This is a genomic window from Pseudomonas sp. Pseusp16, from assembly GCF_047324915.1.
GTDB classification, from domain to species: Bacteria; Pseudomonadota; Gammaproteobacteria; order Pseudomonadales; family Pseudomonadaceae; genus Aquipseudomonas; species Aquipseudomonas fluorescens_CD.
In genome coordinates this window covers 2,220,975-2,241,923 of record NZ_CP168522.1, presented here as the reverse complement: position 1 = coordinate 2,241,923, position 20,949 = coordinate 2,220,975, and the positions used below count along the sequence as shown (strand labels likewise).

The following is a 20,949-nucleotide window of genomic DNA, read 5'->3' as shown; positions in this document are numbered from 1 at the left end:
CAAAGAAACGATTTTCACGCGCTAACCCGGAATTAGCCATGCCCGGTATTTCCTGCATATTTAATCCAGGTATCAAGCTCTGTAACCATTTTACTGACCTCACTATCTTCCCGTTCCGAGGGGCGAACGATTGCGTTCCAGGCGATATCCAGGCCGTCATTCAGGGCGGCCCACGCAAGCTCCCCACGCTCCAGGCTGGGGGTTACCAAATCCCGTTGTAATATGCTGATTCCGTATCCCGAACGGACCAGTTCGACGATGGCTTCGATCAACTCCACCGTGATCATGCGGCGCGGCAAGATGCTGGCGGGGGCGAAGAAACGGTCGTACTCCCAGCCACTGGCGCGATCGGTCGAATACGTCACCAGGTTGTAAGTCTTGAAGTCTTGCGCGTAGATATTTTTCCTTCCCGCAAGGGGGTGATCGGTTGCCATGATTGCAATCAGGTCGTCCCGAAAAAGCGGCAACCTGGCGACACCGCTAGGCACCATGCCGTCATCGATAATGGACACATCCAGTCTGCCTTGCATCAGGCTCGCGTAAACGTCGTTACGGGGCACGGTCACCAGTGTGATTTCGATATCTGGTCGAAGACTTGAGTAGTGCTTGATGAACTTTGGAATCCAGCGAAACGGGCCGTAGGAGGTGACACCCATACGGACAAACGCTGTGACGCCACCGGCCATGGACCGGGCCTCGGACTCAGCCTCATTGAGTATGGCGATGATGTCTTTGGCGGCCCGTTCCAGGCGCACGCCGGCAGGGCTGAGCCTGAGCTTTCCTCCCGATCTTTCCGTCAGGCTCACACCTAGCCGCCGCTCCGCTTCGCGTATGCGGTGACTGACGGCTGAAGGTGTCAGCCATAAACGTTCGGCCACCGCGGTTATCGAATCGACTTCCGACAGGGTTTGCAACATCACCAAGTGATCCAGCGTCAGTCTCATGGGAATACGACCTGAAAATAATTCACAAAATTGCGTAAAATTATGAGCGTGACTTGTTTTTGGTGCCGATGCAATCTGAATCCAGCAGAGCCAACGGAGACCAACAACAATGACTACCCTGCCTTTCACACCTGCGCTAACCCTGGGCGATCTCGTCGATCTCGAGCGTTACCCAATCACCAATCGCACCAGCCCCGCTTATCTCGCACTGGTCACTCACAGTCAGTCGTTGCTGGGACAAGAGGGCGTTGCGATCTTTCCGGGTTTTGTGCGCGATCCATCGGTTGTCGCGATGGCGCAGCAGACACTTACACTGCACTCGCGCATGTTTCATTTTCGGGAAAACCACACGGTTTATTTCAAACCCCAGGATGAAAGCGTTGATCCGCAACATCCGCTACGACGCTTGATGAACACGGCAAAAGACACGGTTGCCTATGCCGATATTCCTGCCGACCATTTGATCCGGCAGATCTATGGGTCGGACGAAGTCCTTGCTTTCATCAAAGATGTTTTGGCTCTGGACACGCTCTATCGTCATGCCGATCCATTGGCCGCCCTTAACTTGCAGGGCTTCACGGCAGGGCAGGAGTTGGGGTGGCACTTTGATCGTTCCGACTTCAGCGTCACGCTGTCCCTTCAGGCTGCAAGCGCCGGTGGGGATTTCGAGTATGTGCGGATGCTGCGCAATGAAAGCGACGATTGCTATGACGCGGTCAGGCAATTCCTCGATGACTCGCAAACACAGCAGGTAGAGGTCCTGCCTCAAGTGCCTGGCACCCTGACATTGTTCCGCGGCCGCTATTCATTGCACCGGGTCACGCCGGTGGAAGGGGACAGGCTGAGGCTCAACGCGGTGTTTGCGTACGTGGACCAGCCCGATGTCGAATTCAGTGCTTATGCGCGCCAATTGTTCTACGGGCGTACGTCTGTAGATCCATTAGCTTGAGCTTCGCCAATAACCATAAAAGCAATTGATTCACGCCTTCGCCTCACGTGTTTGCGCACGTACTTGTCCATACTGAATCTGATGGACTCGTTTGCTCCTGTGTCGCACACAACAGTTCGCCCCCCCCCAATAATAATGATTCGGAGCGTCTGATCATGAAAAACAGGAAGAGTTTGTTGGCCTCTTTGCTCACCCTTGGCTTGCTTGTCGGTAGTGCTTCAAGCCAGGCATCAGGGTGGTGTGAATCGGGCAAGTCGGTGAAATTTGCCGGTCTGAACTGGGAGAGCGGGATGCTCCTTACCGACATCATGATGATCGTGCTCAAGGATGGTTATGGCTGTGCAACGGATCAGTTGGTGGGTAACACCATCATTCTTGAAACCGCACTGGCCGGCAATGACATTCAGGTGTTTGGCGAAGAGTGGATGGAGCGCAGCGAAGTCTGGAAAAAGGCGGCGGCGGCCGGAAAGGTTGTCGGGGTTGGCGCTCCGATCATTGGTGCGACTCAGGGCTGGTATGTGCCGCGTTACGTCGTTGAAGGGGACGCTAAACGTAACCGGCCAGCGCAGGCGCCCGACCTCAGGACCGTCGCTGACCTGAGCAAGTACGCGAGTGTTTTTCACGATGCGGAGGAACCGTCCAAGGGCCGCTTCTACAACTGTCCTGCGGGCTGGATTTGTGAGCAGGACAATACCGAGATGTTGAAAGAGTATGGCCTTGAAAACACGTTCACGAATTTCCGTCCAGGCACTGGTGCCGCATTGGATGCGGCTGTCTTGTCCAGCTATAAGCGCGGTGAACCGGTACTGTTCTACTACTGGTCACCGACGCCGTTGATGGGGCAGATCGATGCGATAAGGCTGGAGGAAAAGACCGGCGCCAACAAAGACGTCATCACCATGGTTGGACTCTCCAAGGCTTTTCATGAACAGGCTCCTGAACTGGTCTCGGTACTGGAGAAGGTCAACATTCCCATCGACTTGTTGAATCAGAATCTGGCGAGGATGACCCGGGAACGCATCGAATCGCCGAAGCTGGCCAGAATGTTCCTCAAGGAACACCCGGAAATCTGGCATGCCTGGGTCGACGAAGCCGCAGCAAAAAAGATCGAGGCATCGCTCTAATCGGCCTCAAGGGCAAGGACGCCCGCCCTCTGTTACGCCCCTCTGAACACCATCTCTTGACTGTTTCTACACAGGAACGGCGTCTCTTTGCGTCCGGGAATCATGAACATGATCAAATCACGAGCGGCCGTCGCCTTCGCGGCGAACCAGCCTCTGCAAATCGTCGAAGTCGATGTGGCACCCCCGCAGGCCGGGGAAGTGCTGGTGCGGATCATCGCAACCGGCGTCTGCCATACCGATGCGTTTACGTTGTCTGGCGCCGATCCCGAAGGGATCTTCCCCGTCATTCTTGGCCACGAAGGCGGCGGTATCGTCGAAGCGGTTGGCGAGGGGGTCACTTCACTGGCGGTGGGCGACCATGTGATCCCGCTCTACACCCCGGAATGTGGCGAGTGCAAATTCTGCACATCCGGCAAGACCAATCTTTGTCAGAAGATCCGTGCCACTCAAGGCAAAGGCTTGATGCCCGATGGCACCAGTCGGTTCTCTTATGAGGGGCGCCCAATCTTCCACTACATGGGCACGTCGACTTTCTCCGAATACACCGTGCTTCCCGAAATTTCCCTGGCCAAAATCCCCAAGGATGCGCCACTGGAGAAGGTCTGCCTGCTCGGTTGTGGTGTGACCACCGGCATTGGCGCGGTGATCAATACGGCCAAGGTGGAGGAGGGAGCCAGCGTGGCAATCTTCGGTCTGGGAGGCATCGGCCTGGCAGCCATTATCGGTGCGACCATGGCCAAGGCCGGCCGGATCATCGCGATCGACATCAACCCGGCCAAGTTCGACATTGCCAGGCAACTGGGGGCTACCGATTTCATCAATCCCAAGGATCATGACAGGCCGATCCAGGACGTGATCATCGAGATGACCGAGGGCGGTGTGGACTACTCCTTCGAATGCATTGGCAACGTCCATCTGATGCGCGCCGCCCTGGAGTGCTGCCACAAGGGCTGGGGCGAGTCGGTGATCATTGGCGTCGCCGGCGCAGGACAGGAAATCAGTACCCGTCCTTTCCAGCTGGTGACCGGGCGCGTCTGGCGCGGCTCGGCATTTGGCGGTGTGAAAGGACGTAGCGAGCTACCCAGCTATGTCGAGAACGCGCAAAAGGGCGAGATTCCTCTGGACAGTTTCATTACCCACACCATGGGGCTCGAGGAGATCAACAAAGCCTTCGACCTGATGCACCAAGGCGAAAGCATCCGCACCGTTATCCATTTCGATCGCTGACTCAACAGATTGGCGAAGCCCGTCAGGGCGAGTCAAAGGCGCGAAAACCTGCAACATCAACCCACCGTATCTACACTAAAGAGAGCACAAAGATGACCATTTTCACTCATGTGACCGTCGGTACCAACGACCTGCAAAAAGCGCGCAGCTTCTATGACAATGTCCTGGGTACCCTGGGCCAAAAACGCATCGCTGATCTGGACGAGAATGGATCGATCTGGGGTGAGAGCGCCCCGTCCTTCTTCGTTCTGAAGCCGGCGAACGGCGCCCCGGCCAGCGTGGGTAACGGTGTCACCATCAGCTTCGAGGCGCCGAATCGTGCCGCCATTGACGCTTTCCACGCCGCGGCGCTGGCCAGTGGCGGCACCGACGAAGGTGCACCGGGTCCGCGAGGCTGGGCACCTGACGCCTATGCGGCTTACGCGCGGGATCTCGATGGGAACAAACTGGCTGCGTACTGTTTCAAGCCGGCCTGAGTTTCAAGACGAGGCCGCATTGGCGCAACCGTTCGCGCTGTTTTCCCGCTGAATTGGCGTAGCCGGGAATGGCCAGCCACTGTTGGATACTCAACAGTGCTTCAACAGCAAGTGTCTGGCTGGCTATTCCGGTTTCCGCTGTTTTTTATAAGATATTGATATTTAACGATTAAATGTCATGGCATGGATCGTGCTCCATCCGGGTAAGGCTCCGTACCGACAGTCATTTGCAGGACTGTGCGGCCGTTGGCGGAGCCACCGATAGAGTGAGGAATCCATGTCAGTTTCAGCCGCATACCCGATCAATCCACCTTCGGCCCATGTGATCCGTGATGATGCCGAAGCCATTCGCATTGCCCATGAAATCGCTGCGCTGTTGCAGGCTGGCGCCTCCGAGCGCGATCTGGCGCGACAGGTGCCGGCCGAGGTGGTCGATGCTTTTTCCAACAGTGGACTGTGGGGCATTACGGTGCCTCGGGAGTACGGTGGCGCGCAGGTGTCTTATGCGACCCTGGCCCGGGTCATCGCGATTGTCTCGGCGGCCGACCCATCCCTTGGCCAGATACCGCAGAACCATTACTGCCTGCTGGAAGACATCCGTTTGCAGGGCAGTCACGATCAGAAGCGGTTCTTCTTCGACCTGGCACTTGCGGGTAATCGCTTCGCCAACGCGCTGTCGGAAACCGGTGGCAAGAACGTGCAGGACATCCGTACCCGGCTGGTCGCAGAGGGCGAGGGTTATCGCATCGATGGGCGCAAGGGTTACTGCACCGGGTCGCTCTATGCCCATTGGTTGGGTGTATTGGCCCTGGACAGCGAAGACCGTGCACAACTGGCCTTCGTACCGCGCCATGCCGAGGGTTTGAACGTAGTGGACGACTGGGACAGCATCGGTCAGCGCACCACCTCCAGCGGCACCGTGCTGGTCGAGGGGCTGTGGGTGCCGGCCTTCAACCTGTTCCCGACTTACCGCTCCTATGAACGCCCGACCCTGGCCGGGCCCTTTGCGCAGATCACCACGGCGGCCATTGATGCGGGCATTGCCCGTGCGGCAATGCACGACACCATCGGCTTTGTGCGTGAGCAGGCGCGGCCATGGATCGATGCCGGGGTGGAAAAGGCCAGTGAAGATCCGTTGACCATCATTCAGGTCGGCGCACTGGATATCCGTCTGGAAGCTGCCGAGGCGTTGCTGGAGCGTGCGGGCCTTGTGCTCGACCAGGCCCGGTCGGCGCCCGATGAGCAGTCAGTCGCGCAGGCATCGCTGGCGGTGGCCAGGGCGAAGGTGTTGACCACCGAAATCGCCATCGAGGCCAGCAACAAGCTGTTCGAACTGGGTGGCACCCGGTCGACGCTGCGCAAGCACAACCTCGATCGCCATTGGCGTAACGCGCGGGTTCATACCCTGCACGACCCGGTGCGCTGGAAGTACCACGTGATTGGCAACTGGCTGCTCAACGGCATCAAGCCTCCTCGCCATGACTGGTCTTGAGGTCGCGCAGATGCCCAAGCAAATTCGTCTCAACGCCTTCAGCATGAATACCGTAGGGCATTTGTCGCCCGGCCAGTGGCGGCACCCGCGTGATCAGTCCACGCGCTACACCGACATCCATTACTGGATCGAACTGGCGAAAACCCTGGAGCGCGGCAAGATCGACGGCCTGTTCATCGCCGATGTGCTCGGCGTCTATGACGTCTACCAGGGGAGTGCCGACGAGGCGCTGCGCAGTGCGGCGCAAGTGCCGGTCAACGATCCGTTGCAGCTGGTGCCGGCAATGGCCGCAGCCACTCGCCATCTGGGCTTTGGCGTCACCGCGTCGGTGTCGTTCGAGCATCCGTTTCCGTTCGCCAGGCGCATGTCGACCCTCGATCACCTGACGTCGGGACGTGCAGGCTGGAACATCGTCACCTCCTACCTGAGCAGTGGCGCGCGAAACATGGGCCAGGAGCGGCAATTGTCCCACGATCAGCGCTATGCGCTGGCCGAGGAGTACCTGCAGGTTTGCTACAAGCTCTGGGAAGCCAGCTGGGAGGAGGGCGCGGTGCAGGCCGACCGCGCCAGCGGAGTTTACGCCGATCCGCGCAAGGTGCACGGCATCGATCATCAGGGCGAGTTCTTTACCGTGCCCGGCTTCCACCTCAGCGAACCATCGCCACAGCGCACTCCGGTGATCTACCAGGCCGGCGCGTCGAGCCGTGGTCGGGTGTTCGCAGCGGCGAATGCCGAGTGCGTGTTTGTCGCCGCGCCGAGCAAGGTGGTGCTCAAACAACAGGTCGCGCAGCTGCGCGCCGCGGTTCAGGCGGCCGGTCGCAAGGCCGATCAGGTGCTGGTTTTCGAGCAGCTCACGGTCATCGTCGCCGCGACGGACGCCGAGGCCCTGGAGCGCTTGCGCGAGTACCGCGAGTACGCCAGTGCGAGCGGTGCCCTGGCCTTGATGTCGGGGTGGACCGGGATCGATTTCGGCGAATACACGCGGGACCAGGTGCTGCGTGAAGTGCCCAGCGATGCCATCCAGTCGGCCGTCGAGGCGTTCACCCGCGCCGACCCGAATCGAACCTGGACCACCGCGGAAATTGCCGACTACTGCGCGATCGGTGGTGACGGCCCGATCCTGGTGGGCTCGGCGCAGACGGTGGCGGATCAGCTACAGGAGTGGGTCGAGGAGACCGGTGTTGACGGCTTCAACCTGGCCAGCGTGGTCGCACCCGAGACCTTTGAGGCAGTGGTCGATCTGCTGGTGCCGGAGTTGCAGGCACGGGGGCTGTTCAAACATGAGTACGAGGAGGGCACCCTGCGTCACAAGCTCTTCGGTCAGGGCGATCGGCTGGCTGCGCCGCATCCGGTAGCGGCCTTGCGAGCGGGAGAGCGGCGATGAACGAGTGGTTCGCCCATGTCAACTGGAGCGAAGTGGCCGAGGCTTGCCTGGACACCTCGAGCATGCTCGGCGTGGCATTGGGCTGCACGGTGTTGCTGGGGATGCCGCTCGGCGTGCTGTTGTACCTGACGGGCCAGCGCCAGTTGCTCGAGTCGCCTCGGCTCTACCGGCTGTTGTCGGTGGTGGCCAACGTGCTGCGCTCGATGCCATTCATCATCCTGTTGATCGTGCTGATCCCGGTGACCACCCTGGTCACCGGAACTTCGCTGGGCGTACGCGGCGCCATTCCGCCACTGGTGGTCGGGTGTACGCCGTTCTTTGCCCGGCTCGTGGAAAGTGCCTTGCGCGAAGTCGATCGCGGTCTGGTTGAAGCCGTGCAATCAATGGGCGCGAGTACCCCGCAAATCATCCTGTACACACTGCTGCCTGAAGCCCGCACCGGGCTGATCGCCGCAGTCACGGTGACCGCCATCGTGCTGGTGGATTACACCGCCATGGCCGGGGTGGTGGGCGGTGGTGGCCTTGGGGACCTGGCGATTCGTTTCGGTTACCAGCGTTTCCAGACCGATGTGATGGTGGTCACCGTGCTGCTGCTGATCCTGCTGGTGCAGGCGTTGCAGATGAGCGGCGATCGCCTGGTACGACATTACACAAGGCGCTGAGCGCCCTGCATACCCGAACGCAGCAGCCGGGTACCGCTGCTGCAGGCCTTACGTCCACCTCACGACGGCCACTTTTCGATCATTCTGGAGTCATGAGCATGAAAAAGACCCTGGCCGCCCTCGCTGCCGTTTTATCCCTGAGCGCCCACGCCAACGAAAAGCTGGTGGTGGGTGCCACCCCGGTTCCGCACGCGGAGATTCTGGAATTCGTCAAACCGGCGCTCGCCAAAGAAGGTGTCGATCTGGATATCAAAGTCTTCAGCGACTTCATCCAGCCCAACCTGCAACTGGCCGAGAAAAACCTGGACGCCAACTACTACCAGTACCGGCCGTTCCTCGATGACTTCAACAAGACCCGCCATACCGATCTGGTGCCGGTAGTGGGTGTGCACATCGAGCCTTTCGGTGCCTATTCGACCCGGATCAAGAAACTGGCCGATCTGCCGGAAGGCGCCAGTGTCGCCATCCCCAACGACCCGGTGAATACCGGGCGCGCACTGGTGTTGTTGCACGAGGCGGGGTTGATCAAGCTCAAGGACCCGAGCAATACCCTGTCGACGCAACACGATATCGCCGAAAACCCGCACAAGCTGAAGATACGTGAACTGGAAGGTGCGTTGCTGGCCCGTGCGGTCAGCCAGGTGGATCTGGCCTTCGTATTTGCCAACTACGCACTGGAGGCCGGTATCGACACCAACAGCGCGCTGATCGTCGAGAAGGGCAAGGACCTGTACGTCGAGTTCCTGGTCGCCCGCCCGGACAACATCAAAGATCCCGGCATCCAGAAACTGGCCAAGGCACTGAACTCGCCGCAAGTGCGCGATTTCATCCTGACTCGCTACAAGGGCCAGATCGCTCCCGGCTTCTGACCGGTGGCCGGCGTGCCACCGGTGCCGTGAGGTGCCGGTGCACGCGTTTTAGCGTACGCCCCGCGGGTGTCGGGGGCGTGGTCACTTTTGTTTGTGCAGGACTTTCATTCATGGTCAGTTTCAATCCGCAGGCCCTGGCCGCTGCCGTGCATATACGCCTGGTGGGGCTGGGCAAGCATTACCGGGTCGGGCAGCAGAGCGTGCAAGCGTTGCACGACATCAATCTGGACATTCGCCGCGGTGAAGTGTTCGGCATCATTGGTCGCAGCGGCGCCGGAAAATCCTCGCTGCTGCGCTCACTCAACCGTCTGGAACAACCGAGCAGCGGCCAGGTATTGATCGAGGGCGAGGATATCGTCGGCTTCGATCGCGCACGCCTGGCCGGTTTGCGCCAGCGCACCGGGATGATTTTCCAGCATTTCAACTTGATGGCCTCCAGGACCGTCGGCGACAACGTTGGCCTGCCGCTGCGACTGGCGGGCATCGGGCGCGCCGAGCGCGAGCGAAGAGTTGACGAACTGTTGCGTCTGGTGAGTCTGGAGGACAAGCGTGACGCTTACCCGGCACAACTCTCCGGCGGGCAAAAACAGCGGGTCGGCATTGCCCGTGCGCTGGTGTTGCAGCCCGATTTGCTGCTGTGCGACGAGGCAACCTCGGCACTCGATCCGGAGAGTACCCAGGCGATTCTGGCGTTGCTGCGCGATATCAATCGGCGCCTGGGGCTGACCATCGTGCTGATCACCCACGAGATGGAGGTGATCCGCGATCTGTGTGACCGTGTGGTGGTCATGGAGCATGGCCGGGTGGTGGAGCAGGGCGACGTCTGGCAAGTGTTCGGTGACCCTCGACACCACGTCACCCGCGCCTTGCTTGGCACGTTGCTGCCTGCTGATCATGACGTGTCGTCAGCGCCGGAGCCATCAGCACAGGAACCGGCCGAAATACTGCTGGATCTGCACTACACCGGTGCCAGCGGCCACGAGCCGGAGCTGTCGGCCATCGCCGCGCTGTTCGGCTGCCGGACGCATTTGGTGCAAGGTGGTATCGAGCGCATCCAGGGTCGCGCGCTGGGTTGCCTGCGGGTGCGCGTGGAGGCCGCCGTTGGTGGGTTGGACGTGTTGCTGCAACAGGCACGACAGATTGCCGATCGGGTCGAGCAGGCCGGCGCCTGAGTCGGCCTTCGGCGGCGGCAGTGCCGGGCAATCAAATCGATAGCTGGATAACCCGATTGTCCGGCTCGTGATCGGTGGTGCGACGTTTGTTGACCACCAGTTCACCGATGGCAATCAGGCGTGCCCGGGTCACGTTGCGCGAGAGACCGAGCAAGCTGGCGGTATGCACCTGGTTGTGATGGCAGAACTGGTAGGCGGCGCGCAGCAAGCTGTCCTCGACCTTCTCGTAAAGCGCCCCCTGGTGTTCTTCGAATAGCCGTTTGAACGCCCGTTGCAGCAGCGCCTGGGCCGATTCTTCGGCGGTGCTGACTCTTTCTTCCTGGCGCTCGATACGCAAGTTCGACAGGCGCAGATCCTCCTGCCGCACGAGACCGTCGCGGCAGATCAGCAAGGTGTGGTGGATGACGTTTTCCAGTTCGCGAATGTTGCCGGGCCAGCCATAGTCAGCCAGCTTGCATTCGGCGTCGGCACTCAGGGCAATCTGCCCATATCCCAGGCGTTCGCTGTAGGTGCGGATGAAGTGTCGGGTCAGGGGCAGAATGTCGCCGGGGCGGTCACGCAGCGGATGCAGATGCAGGCTGACCACGTTGAGGCGGTAGTAGAGGTCCTCGCGGAAATGTCCGGCGTTGATCGCTTTCTCCAGCTGCACATTGGTCGCCGCCAACACCCGGACGTTGATCGCGATGCTCTTGCGCGACCCCAGCCGAACCACTTCACGCTCCTGCAGCACACGCAGCAGCTTGACCTGTACAGGCATTGGCAGATCGCCAATTTCATCGAGGAACAAGGTGCCGCCGTTGGCCTCTTCGAACCAGCCCGGTTTGGCGCTGATGGCGCCGGTGAAGGCGCCTTTCTCATGGCCGAACAGTTCGGCCTCGACCAGTGATTCGGAAAAGGCGCCGCAGTTGACGGCCACAAACGGACCCTGGCTTCGCCGGCTGAGGTTATGGATATGGCGTGCGACCAACTCCTTCCCGGTTCCGGTTTCACCAATGATCAGGACGCTGGCCTCGCTCGGCGCAACCTGTTGCAAATGGGCGAGCAAGGCTTGCGACTTGGGGTCTTCGAAGACCTGGGCGGTGGCGCGGATCGACGTCGCCAACGATGGGGATGGGGGCAGAGTCAGCAGTTGCATGGGCTCCCTCGCTCATGAGTAAAAAGTAGGGGTAGGGCGGTTCTGGTTCAGCGCCCAGTCACCCAGTTCGTGAATCTTGTAGTCCACCGGGTCATGCAGCGTCTGGGTGCGCAGGTTGCGCCAATAACGGTCGAACCGCAGTGAGGCATGAGTCGCCCGCGCCCCGGTGACTTCAAACAGACGGGTGCACAGATCGAGGCCGGTACGGGTCGCTGCCACTTTGGCGCAGGCGATCGAAAGCGCCAGTTGCGCACGCTCTTCGCTGCCCAGGCCGTGTCCCTTGCGCCAGGCTTCGTCGAGTTGTGCCGCGGCACGCTCAACCAGCACACGCACGCTTTCCAGGCCGACCCAGAACTCGCCGTAGTGGCGCAGGATGTAGGGATCCTCGCTGACATGGCGGGCCTTGGAGGTGAACCACGGGCGTCCCTCCTTGAGGGTGTAATGCCGTGCTTCCTCGAACGCCCCTTCGGCGATGCCGAGGAAAATGTGGGCAAAGTGCAGTTGGGCGATCAGTGGGCGCAGACAGGCAAACGGCGTACTCAGGGGGCCTGGATCAAGCAGCAGCTCAGACTCTTCCACCCGTACGCGTTCAAAGGTGGCGCTGCCACTGTCCGTCTGCCGCTGGCCCATGTTGTCCCAGTCGCCATGCAGGGTGATGCCGGTCCGGCCACTGGGAATGGCAGCGATCAGCAGCTTGCCGCCGGCGTTTTCGTCGACCGCTGAAGCGATCAGCATTTCCGAGTCGCTGGCACCGGAGCAGAAACTTTTCTTGCCGGAAAACTCACGCCATCCATCAAACGATTTCACCACGGTGCGGGTGTCGAGCGGGTTGAGGGCATTGCCCCAAAACCAGTTGTTGCGGGCGGTCTGTTCGAACCAGGGTTGCCATTGTTCGGGCCGCGAGAACAGGCGCACGGTTGCCAGCATCAGGTGCTGGAAGCCGAAGACGTGGGCGATCGAGCTGTCGACCTTGGCAAACTCACGGACTACGCCGAGTGTCTCGCTCCAGTCGGCACCCAGGCCACCGAACCGGGTGGGGATGCTCAGGGCCAGCAAGCCGCTGTGGCGAAGGGCATCGCGCTCGGCCTTCGGCGTACCGCCGTGCTCGTCCCGTTCGGCGGCGGTTTGCGCGAAGGTGGCGGCCAGTTTGCGCGCGATCTGCAAGGGGCTCAGTACAGTCGTTTGTGGTTGGGGGCTCACGCGCAATTCCTCGTTGGTTCTGTGGTGGCTGGTGGGTGACAGGTTCATGCGTTCTGTGTCCGTGGCAGGACATCATTGGCGATCATTTCGCCGAAGGGCCCGGTGAGATTGGTCACTCCCCGGCCTGCCAGGTTGGCATAAGGTTCGGGTAGCAACGGGAACACCAGTTCGGCAAAGCGATAGGCTTCTTCGAGGTGCGGATAACCGGAAAAGATGAAGCTTTCGATGCCAAGGTCTGCGTATTCCTTGATGCGTGCGGCCACCTGTTGTGGATCGCCGACCAGTGCCGTGCCTGCGCCACCGCGCACCAGACCGACGCCAGCCCACAGGTTGGGGGCGATTTCCAGGTTGTCCCGGCGACCGTCATGCAGGGCGGCCATGCGACGCTGGCCTTCGGAGTCGAAGCGTGCGAATGACTTTTGCGCAGCGCTAATGGTCTCGTCGGATATGTGCTCGATCAGTCGGTCGGCGGCCTGCCAGGCTTCGGCTGCGCTCTCGCGCACGATGACATGCAGACGGATACCGAACTTCACGGTCCGTCCATGCCTGGCTGCACGGGCGCGGACATCGGCGATCTTTTCGGCCACCGCAGCCGGCGGCTCACCCCACGTCAGATAAACATCGAGCTGCTCGGCCGCCAGGTCATGGGCCGCGTCCGAAGAGCCACCGAAGTAGAGCGGGGGGTAAGGTCGCTGCACGGGTGGATAGAGCGCCTTGGCGTTTTCCACCTGGAAATGCTTGCCATGGAAATCCACGGATTCACCTTGCAGCACCCGGCGCCAGATCTGCAGGAATTCGTCGGTGACTTCATAACGCTCGGCATGGCTGAGGTGGATGCCATCGCCACGGTTTTCGTCGGGGTCACCACCGGTCACCACATTGATCAGCAAGCGCCCGCCAGATAACCGGTCAAGGGTGGCGGCCATGCGTGCGGACACCGTTGGCGAGATGATCCCCGGGCGAATCGCCACCAGATAGCGCAGGCGTTCGGTCAGCGGGGCCAGGGCCGATGCAATGACCCACGAGTCCTCGCAGGAGCGCCCGGTCGGAATCAACACCCCGTAATAGCCCAGGCCATCCGCCGCCTGGGCAATCTGCTTGAGGTAGTTGAGGGTCACCGGGCGAGCGCCCTGGCTGGTGCCAAGGAAGTGCCCGTCGCCGTGGGTTGGGAGGAACCAGAAAACATTCATCGTTCTGCTCCTCAGGCGCTCTGGCGCAAGCGTTGGTGGCTGCTGAAAAATGGCAGGGCGCGTTCTACGGCCAGGCCGATGCGGGCCTGGAGCAGGTCGCAGTTGATACGGTAATTGCTGAAGTCGGATTCGCTTGCATACACGCCCAACGGCAGGGTCAGCGATTGGAAGAAGCTGAACAGCGGCCGTAACTGGTGATCGATCACCAGCGCGTGACGAGGGCTGCCGCCAGTAGCGGCGAGCAGCACCGGCGTGTCGATCAGGGCGTCCTGGCCGATCAGGTCAAACAGGTGCTTCAACTGGCCCGGATAGGAACCGCGATAAACCGGCGAAGCGACAATCAACAGGTCGGCGTTTTCGATGGCCTGCAACTGTGCCTCGACTTCGGCAGGTAGCTCTTTGCGGCTGAGGGCGCCACCCACGGCGCGGGCGAGATCGGCAAGCTCGATGACCCGGCCAACGATATTCAGACGGTTTGCGACCTCGTCGAGAATGGCCTGGCTGAGAACCTGGGTACGAGAAGGGCGGTAGGCACCGCCGGATACTGCGATTACGTTCAAGGGGGCAGTCATTGTCTGATTCCTGTGCTGTCGCTCTACAAACAGAGTCGGTGGCAGTACTCAGCAAGAACCGAACCAATATTTATCTATATGAAACTAAAGGGTTTTATTTGATTTTTTTTGGTTGGTGTGTTGCTGCCGGGCAATTTTTGTTGAAGTGCTGTTTGCCAGGGAACACTTGCGAGGTGTCCGGTTTCGGACAGTTATAGGAGATTGTTTATATTCTTCAAAGGAATTAATAATTATTTTATTATTCCTATTGGTTTTATATGAGGGACTGCTTGACCGGCGCGGTGGGGGGCGGTTCATCGGAGACGAATCAGTCGAGACCCGGCACCCGCCTCACTGCTTGTAGCCAATCTGCCGCAACAGGTTCTTGCGCCACAGGATGTCTTCATCGCCTTCAATGTCAGTGGCACGCAAACCATCCACGACGCCCAGGATGGCGCGCCCTTGTTCCGTCTCGGCGAGAACCACCTCGGTTGGATTGGCCGTTGCACAAAAAATACGGCATACCTCCGGGACCATTTTGAGGGTGTTCAACACGTTCAGCGGATAGAAACCGTCGCCCAGGAAAACGATGAAGCTATGGCCTGCGGCGATGGCTTTTGCATTCTTCTGCGCAAGCTCGATCATTGAGGCATCGGTGCCAGACCACCGCACCAGGCATTTGCCGGAGGCTTCACAAAAGGCCACGCCAAACTGGATACCGGGCACGGCATTGACCAGCGCTTCGTGGATGTCCTCGACGGACTTGATGAAGTGCGTCTGACCCAAAATGAAGTTCGTCACTTCCGGCTTATCGATTTTCAACGTGATGAGTTGCATTTCAAACACCTCCTTTCACGATGTTGCTATCAGGGGCTGGCGACACATCAAGCATAGCTACTCATTGGTTATTGCTCCGTTCACGGACTCGATTCGCAAGTCCCTGGCGCTCCTGAATGCCTCTTCCTGTGGATTGGCAATGATTGAAAGCTTAATGACAAAAGCGTCAATATTGAAATATCTCTCAATATTGCATACCTTGGTGATGCCTGACGATGAGACCTGCGCGCCTCACGACTTCAATCACAACAAGGGCTCGAGATGAACAACAACAAAAAAGTTTCCCAATTGCCTCCCTCCGCCGTCGATGTGCTGGTCGTCGGTTACGGTCCGGTAGGTGCGACAATCGCGGCGCTGCTCGGCCGTTACGGGGTTACGACCCTGGTGCTGGACAAGCTCCATGAAATCGTACTGATGCCTCGTGCCATTGCTCTGGACAACGAGGCCCTGCGTATCCTGCAACTCGCCGGATTGTCGGAGGACGCTTTCGAGAAGATCGTTATCCCGGAAGTGAAGATGCACTCTCCGGTCCTCGGGCAATTCGGTCGAGCCAATACAGAAGGGTGTATCGACGGCCATCCCAAGCTTGTGACCTTCTATCAACCCGACCTCGAGCGAGCGATGCGTGGCCAGGTTTCCCGACTGAAATCAGTGACCAGCCTGGGTGGTTTCGAACTGGAGGGTCTGGTCGAGGAAGCCGATTGCGTGGTCGCCACCGTACGGGATCAGGATGGGCACTCGCATGCTGTTCGCGCCCGGTACCTGATCGGTGCGGATGGCGCCAGTTCCAGGGTCAGGGCGCTGATCGGCCAGGAGTTCGAAGGACAAACCTATGCAGAGGACTGGCTGATTGTCGATGCGAAAAACCGGCATCAGTCAGCCATTGATCACATTGAGTTTATCTGTAATCCGCAGCGGCCCACGCCACACATGCCTGCCCCCGGTGGAAGGGAACGCTGGGAATTCATGTTGCAACCCGGTGAATCCCGGGAGGAGCTGGAAAGCCCGGAAAGCATCGCGCGGCTCATTGCGCCATGGGTCAATCCGCAGGAACTGGAGATCGAGCGCAAGGCGGTGTATCGGTTCCACGCGCGTTGCTGCAAGCGATTCAGCAAGGGACGTACGTTCCTCGTCGGTGACGCCGCGCACATTACCCCTCCCTTCGTCGGACAGGGTCTCGTAGCGGGCCTTCGTGATGGCGCCAACCTTGCCTGGAAACTGGCTTGGGTCCTTCGTGGCCACGCCGCGCCGGCGATACTCGATACCTACGATGTAGAGCGTCGCCCGCATGCTCAGGCGATGATCAATCTGGCAAAAATGATGGGCCGTCTGGTCATGCCCAAGAACAGGATCGCAGCGTTCTTCATCCACGGCTTGATGCGCATGCTGGCGTTGACTCCCGCGACCAGAAGGTACTTCGAGCAGTTGGACATCAAACCGAAGAACACCTTCAAGCACGGCCTGTTCGTGCAACATCGTCGGGGTGACAAGCTGGTACGTGGCAGCCTGTTTCCCCAAGCCTGGATTCGCACCCTGCAAAAGCAGATCAAGCTGAGCGACGATGCACTGGGAGACAACCTGACCCTGGTTGGATTCGGTGTCGACCCGTTGTCACTGCTCACTACTGATCAGATCGTTTGCTGGGAAAAGATGGGCGGTCACTTCCTGGAGGTCCGTTCCCGCGGTCAACGCTCCGGCGGCCGTTGTGACTTCATCGAAGACATGAACCATGACATCCTGCCGCTGGCTGCGAAAGGAACGCTGGTCGCGGTTCGTCCTGACCGTATCATCATGCACCACGCCCCAGGCACAGAGGCCAGCAAGCTCCTTCGAGACTGTCGGGGCCTGCTGATGAGTGATGACGCCACTCCTGACGGCGTTTCCATTACTATCAACGAGCCGATTAAATTACGAGCTTGATCATGGATTTCCCCACACCTCCTTCAGAAGCTGCTGCGCCAGAACCTCTCACCAGGGGGCACAAGAAGCGTGAGCGTACCCGTCGCGGTCTGATGGACGCGGCATTGCGACTTGTCGCACGCAAGGAGGTGGGGGAGATCGCATTGTTCGAAGTCGCCGCCGAGGCGGCGGTATCCAACGGCACCATCTACAACTATTTCCGAACGCGTGATGAAGTCCTCGAAGCGGTGGGCATTGCCATGGCCGCCGAGTTCTCTGACGCCATTTCCGTCCTGAGCACGGACGTGCAGTGCGGAGCACAGCGGCTTTCGATTGGCGTACGCATGTTCGTGTGTCGGGCCGCTGCTGACCACCAATGGGCGAATGCGTTGCTGCGCATCATCCATTACGACCAGGCCATGCGCTCGCGTTTGGCTGACCATGTGCTTGGCGACCTGCGTGCAGGGCTGCGGGAGGGCATTTTCACTTACGAGGAAGAAGGCATCGCCCTGGATATGGTCGTATCGTGCACAACCGGGGCAATGCGCGCGATTGTCGAGGGCCGTGCAGTGCTGGAGCACGATGTGCGGGTCGCCGAAATGATCCTCCAGGCGCTGGGCGTAACGCCTCCCAAAGCCCGGAAAATCGCTGCAAAGCCACTACCTGCCTGATCTGGGTTCTTGCCTGATCAACGACGCGACTGGCATCAGGCGACTTGATGGACCGCCCTGCGACTGCATTAGCTCCTGAACATGCGTGTTCAAATATTTCAGTGCGAACGTATCTAAAATTCGCCCTATCGCCTTGAAAGCCCTTCGCTAAATAAGACAAATAAAGGGCGGTCGCGATTTTTATTCGAAAAAATAGCCTCTCATTGCAAAAACCAGATTGACGTCAATCGAACATGCGTGTTCAATTGACCCATAAGGCAATTCTGGAGAGAGACCGTGGAACTTCTGAATCCAACACAGCGCCGCATTCACCAGGCCGCTTTTCGCCTGTTCGCGGAAAAAGGCACCTCGCAAGTGAACATCCTCGACCTTGCGCAAGAGGCAGGGGTGGCGCGCGGCACGGTTTATAGCAACATCGAGAGCATGGAAGGCCTGTTCGAGGCGGTCGCCAGCCATCTCGCGAGAGAGATGCATGAACGGGTCAACAAGAGCTTCAACTCCCTCTCCGATCCCGCTCAACGCCTGGCCAATGGCATCCGGTTCTTCATCCGTCGGGCTCACGAAGACTCCCACTGGGGGGCATTCATCCATAAGTTCGCCATGAGCAACGCTTCGTTGCGTGAAATGTTTTCCAGCCAGGCGACGACGGATCTTCTGAGTGGACTTTCCACCGGCCGGTACCAGTTTCAGCAAGAGCAATTGCTCTCGGTTCTTACGCTGATATCGAGCAGTGTCCTCGGCTCCATTTTCCTGGTTCTGGAAGGGCACAGAACATGGCGCGAATCGGGATCTGACACGGCCGAACTCGTGCTGCGGGCCTTGGGCGTGCCTCTCGAGGAGGCTAGAGCGCTGGCGACCGTAGAGTTGCCGACGCTTCCTCCGATCGACTAAACGCAGTAACCGACACCACGAACAAACCCCTGGCATTTTCAGGGGTTCGGGGACGCTTTGCCCGAAAAAACCGGAAAACAAGAACAATGAACAACAAAAATGAAATCCCCCAGTTGACGACGCCACAACCTGCCCGACATCCGCAACCGACGGTGAAGGCCCAGGGTCTGACTCATCTGATTTTTCAAAGGCCGGACTTGAATGAGGCGGCGCACTTCCTGACGGACTTCGGTCTGACCGTCAGTCATCAGAACGCCGAAATGCTCTATCTGCGCGGCACAGCGCCAACTGCCTATTGTTACCGCGTGCACCGTGCAGAAAAGGCAGGTTTTATCGGGTTCGGCCTGGCAGTTCGATCGCTCAGGGATCTGGAAAAGCTGACGCAAATTCCAGGGGCATCTTCTGTCGAGGCCCCGACCCACCCTGGTGGCGGCCACTACGTCAGGCTGACCGATCCTTCCGGTTTTATTGTCGAGGCTGTTTGCGACCAGACGCCCAGTGAAAACCTGGAACACAGAGCTCCGCTTCCCTGGAATCTGGCGCAACAGCAATCGCGAATCAACGCCACGCAGCGCACGCCGATTGCACCGCCTGAAGTCATCAAACTGGGTCATATCGTCGTCGAAGTGGCCGACTATCAGGCGACCTGTGCCTGGTACACCCGGCATTTCGGGTTCATTCCCAGCGATGTGCAGGTACTCCCCGACGGCACGCCCATCGTCGCTTTCATGCGCCTCGATCTCGGTGACAAGCCTGCGGATCACCATACGCTCGCGATCGCCCAGGGGTTCATGGCGACCTACAGCCATAGCGCCTATGAGGTCGTCGACGCCGACGCGGTGGGCATGGGGCAACGGGTCCTGCGAGAGCGGGGTTGGGAGCACTCATGGGGAATCGGCCGGCACATCCTGGGCAGTCAGATCTTCGATTACTGGCAAGACCCCTGGGGTGACAAGCACGAGCACTACTGCGACGGGGATATTTTTACCGCCATGCAACCTACGGGCATCCATCCCGTGAGCCCCGAGGCAATGGCGCAGTGGGGCCAGCGCATGCCCAAGAGCTTTACCAAACCCAGGATGAGCTTCAGCAATGTACGAGCGCTGATCCGCAACCTGCGGCGCAGCCCGGACTTGACGATTCGCAAGTTGATCACGCTGATGCGGATGTTCGGGTAGAGCGGCCGCCATGTCGGGCAACGCTACACGGTATGGCCGGCGGCCCGTTGATCGACAGCGTCGCCAACTCACCCTCAGAACAACACCACAGTTCTCGCGCCATCGAGCGCGGGACAAACGCTGCTCCAGGAGTACCTTCAATGTCTGCTGTACACGTAGTCCGCTTTGAGTATGAGAACGGTATCCACTGGGGCGTGTTGCGCCAAGACCGTATCACGATTGTCCCGGGCACTTTTGAGACCACGGGTGACTTCATCTGCCAGAACAGTATCGATGACCTCGCTCAACTGAATGGTACTCAGTTGGAGGCGCACAAAGTGAAGCTGCTGTCGCCGGTGACCCGCAATCAACAGTTCGTCTGCCAAGGGGCCAACTACCGACAGCACATGATCGAGTCGGGCATGGACCCGGATGCGAAGAAATACAACATGATGTTCACCAAGGCGACCAGTTGCCTGGTGGCCGCAGACAGCGTCCTGATCAAGCCGCGCAACGTCCGTTTCCTTGACTATGAGATCGAACTCGGGCTGGTGATGAAACGCGTGATCAGCGGCGCAGTGACCGTCAACGACGCCAACCTGCATGAGTTCATTGCCGGTGTGGTCATCGTCAATGACTACTCGGCACGCGACATTCAGATCCCGCAGATGCAGTTCTACAAGGGCAAGAGCTTCCGCACGTTTGGCCCGGTCGGCCCGTATCTCTGCCTGCTGGGCGCCCAGGACATGCGTTACCTGAAAGCATTGCAGTTGCGCCTGACGGTCAACGGCGAGGTGCGACAAAGCGACAGCACGGCCAACCTGGTGTATGGCCCCGCTGAAACCCTGACCGAACTCTCCTCTGTCCAGGATCTCGCCCCCGGCGACCTGATCGCCACCGGTACTCCGGCGGGATGCGCGCTGACCATCCCTTCGCCCGCCAAACAGCGCATTGCGGCCCTGATGCCGGAAGCCACCAAGTGGAAGCTGTTCCTCAAGGCGCAGGAAGGGCGGACGCAGTATCTCAAGGCAGGAGACGTGGTCGAGGCACGCATTCGCAGTGCGGATGGCGTGATTGACCTGGGTGTGCAACGCAACCGAGTCGTAGAGGAAGCCTGAA

At 59.5% G+C, this 20,949-nt stretch carries 20 protein-coding genes; 14 read left to right on the top strand and 6 right to left on the bottom strand.

What is annotated here, in order from left to right; genetic code table 11:
- Window positions 1-32: 32 nt before the first annotated feature.
- Entirely contained in the window at window positions 33-944 is a 912-nt protein-coding gene (locus ACEN8Q_RS10005; RefSeq protein WP_413422407.1) for a LysR family transcriptional regulator, read from the bottom strand.
- Window positions 945-1,053: 109 nt separating this feature from the next.
- On the opposite strand from ACEN8Q_RS10005, the gene ACEN8Q_RS10000 reads away from it, so the two are divergent.
- The 9 genes from ACEN8Q_RS10000 to ACEN8Q_RS09960 all read left to right on the top strand — a co-directional run bounded on the left by ACEN8Q_RS10000 (window position 1,054) and on the right by ACEN8Q_RS09960 (window position 10,299).
- Complete coding sequence (locus tag ACEN8Q_RS10000; RefSeq protein ID WP_413705087.1) at window positions 1,054-1,893, top strand: hypothetical protein; 840 nt, start codon at window positions 1,054-1,056, stop codon at window positions 1,891-1,893.
- A gap of 155 nt (window positions 1,894-2,048) precedes the next feature.
- Entirely contained in the window at window positions 2,049-3,017 is a 969-nt protein-coding gene (locus tag ACEN8Q_RS09995) for an ABC transporter substrate-binding protein (RefSeq protein ID WP_413705086.1), read from the top strand.
- A 108-nt stretch (window positions 3,018-3,125) separates the two neighbouring features.
- Window positions 3,126-4,244, top strand: a complete 1,119-nt coding sequence (locus ACEN8Q_RS09990; RefSeq protein WP_413422401.1) for an S-(hydroxymethyl)glutathione dehydrogenase/class III alcohol dehydrogenase — start codon at window positions 3,126-3,128, stop codon at window positions 4,242-4,244.
- A 92-nt stretch (window positions 4,245-4,336) separates the two neighbouring features.
- Window positions 4,337-4,720, top strand: a complete 384-nt coding sequence (locus tag ACEN8Q_RS09985; protein ID WP_102669643.1) for a VOC family protein — start codon at window positions 4,337-4,339, stop codon at window positions 4,718-4,720.
- Window positions 4,721-4,997: 277 nt separating this feature from the next.
- Window positions 4,998-6,212 (top strand): SfnB family sulfur acquisition oxidoreductase, encoded by a 1,215-nt coding sequence (locus tag ACEN8Q_RS09980; protein WP_413705085.1) that lies wholly within the window; start codon window positions 4,998-5,000, stop codon window positions 6,210-6,212.
- Between the two features lie 10 nt (window positions 6,213-6,222).
- Entirely contained in the window at window positions 6,223-7,596 is a 1,374-nt protein-coding gene (locus ACEN8Q_RS09975) for an LLM class flavin-dependent oxidoreductase (protein ID WP_413422397.1), read from the top strand.
- Window positions 7,593-8,258, top strand: coding sequence for a methionine ABC transporter permease (locus tag ACEN8Q_RS09970; RefSeq protein WP_413422395.1), 666 nt, complete (start codon window positions 7,593-7,595; stop codon window positions 8,256-8,258). Before ACEN8Q_RS09975 ends, ACEN8Q_RS09970 begins: the two co-directional genes overlap by 4 nt.
- A 98-nt stretch (window positions 8,259-8,356) precedes the next feature.
- Window positions 8,357-9,127 carry a MetQ/NlpA family ABC transporter substrate-binding protein gene (locus ACEN8Q_RS09965; protein WP_413422393.1) on the top strand — a complete coding sequence of 257 codons (771 nt, stop codon included), beginning with the start codon at window positions 8,357-8,359 and terminating at the stop codon, window positions 9,125-9,127.
- 110 nt (window positions 9,128-9,237) lie between these two features.
- Entirely contained in the window at window positions 9,238-10,299 is a 1,062-nt protein-coding gene (locus ACEN8Q_RS09960) for a methionine ABC transporter ATP-binding protein (RefSeq protein ID WP_413705084.1), read from the top strand.
- A gap of 31 nt (window positions 10,300-10,330) precedes the next feature.
- Here ACEN8Q_RS09960 and ACEN8Q_RS09955 read toward each other — a convergent pair whose 3' ends face one another.
- The 5 genes from ACEN8Q_RS09955 to ACEN8Q_RS09935 all read right to left on the bottom strand — a co-directional run bounded on the left by ACEN8Q_RS09955 (window position 10,331) and on the right by ACEN8Q_RS09935 (window position 15,212).
- Window positions 10,331-11,434 (bottom strand): sigma-54 interaction domain-containing protein, encoded by a 1,104-nt coding sequence (locus ACEN8Q_RS09955; protein ID WP_413705083.1) that lies wholly within the window; start codon window positions 11,432-11,434, stop codon window positions 10,331-10,333.
- A gap of 12 nt (window positions 11,435-11,446) precedes the next feature.
- Entirely contained in the window at window positions 11,447-12,682 is a 1,236-nt protein-coding gene (locus tag ACEN8Q_RS09950; RefSeq protein WP_413422387.1) for an acyl-CoA dehydrogenase family protein, read from the bottom strand.
- Window positions 12,679-13,824, bottom strand: a complete 1,146-nt coding sequence (gene ssuD, locus ACEN8Q_RS09945; RefSeq protein ID WP_413705082.1) for an FMNH2-dependent alkanesulfonate monooxygenase — start codon at window positions 13,822-13,824, stop codon at window positions 12,679-12,681. Before ssuD ends, ACEN8Q_RS09950 begins: the two co-directional genes overlap by 4 nt.
- Window positions 13,825-13,835: 11 nt before the next feature.
- Complete coding sequence (gene msuE, locus ACEN8Q_RS09940) at window positions 13,836-14,396, bottom strand: FMN reductase (protein WP_413422383.1); 561 nt, start codon at window positions 14,394-14,396, stop codon at window positions 13,836-13,838.
- Between the two features lie 330 nt (window positions 14,397-14,726).
- Window positions 14,727-15,212: an adenosine-specific kinase gene (locus ACEN8Q_RS09935; RefSeq protein ID WP_413422381.1), complete on the bottom strand. Its 486-nt coding sequence runs from the start codon at window positions 15,210-15,212 to the stop codon at window positions 14,727-14,729.
- A 261-nt stretch (window positions 15,213-15,473) separates the two neighbouring features.
- Between ACEN8Q_RS09935 and ACEN8Q_RS09930 the strand changes: the two genes are divergently transcribed.
- From ACEN8Q_RS09930 to ACEN8Q_RS09910, 5 genes are all read left to right on the top strand, one after another.
- Window positions 15,474-17,132 (top strand): bifunctional 3-(3-hydroxy-phenyl)propionate/3-hydroxycinnamic acid hydroxylase, encoded by a 1,659-nt coding sequence (locus ACEN8Q_RS09930; RefSeq protein WP_413705081.1) that lies wholly within the window; start codon window positions 15,474-15,476, stop codon window positions 17,130-17,132.
- A gap of 2 nt (window positions 17,133-17,134) precedes the next feature.
- Window positions 17,135-17,782, top strand: coding sequence for a TetR/AcrR family transcriptional regulator (locus tag ACEN8Q_RS09925; protein WP_413705080.1), 648 nt, complete (start codon window positions 17,135-17,137; stop codon window positions 17,780-17,782).
- Between the two features lie 276 nt (window positions 17,783-18,058).
- Window positions 18,059-18,673: a TetR/AcrR family transcriptional regulator gene (locus ACEN8Q_RS09920; protein WP_413422375.1), complete on the top strand. Its 615-nt coding sequence runs from the start codon at window positions 18,059-18,061 to the stop codon at window positions 18,671-18,673.
- Between the two features lie 86 nt (window positions 18,674-18,759).
- Window positions 18,760-19,851, top strand: a complete 1,092-nt coding sequence (locus tag ACEN8Q_RS09915) for a VOC family protein (RefSeq protein ID WP_413422373.1) — start codon at window positions 18,760-18,762, stop codon at window positions 19,849-19,851.
- 140 nt (window positions 19,852-19,991) lie between these two features.
- Entirely contained in the window at window positions 19,992-20,948 is a 957-nt protein-coding gene (locus ACEN8Q_RS09910) for a fumarylacetoacetate hydrolase family protein (RefSeq protein ID WP_413705079.1), read from the top strand.
- The last annotated feature ends 1 nt before the right edge of the window (window position 20,949 follow it).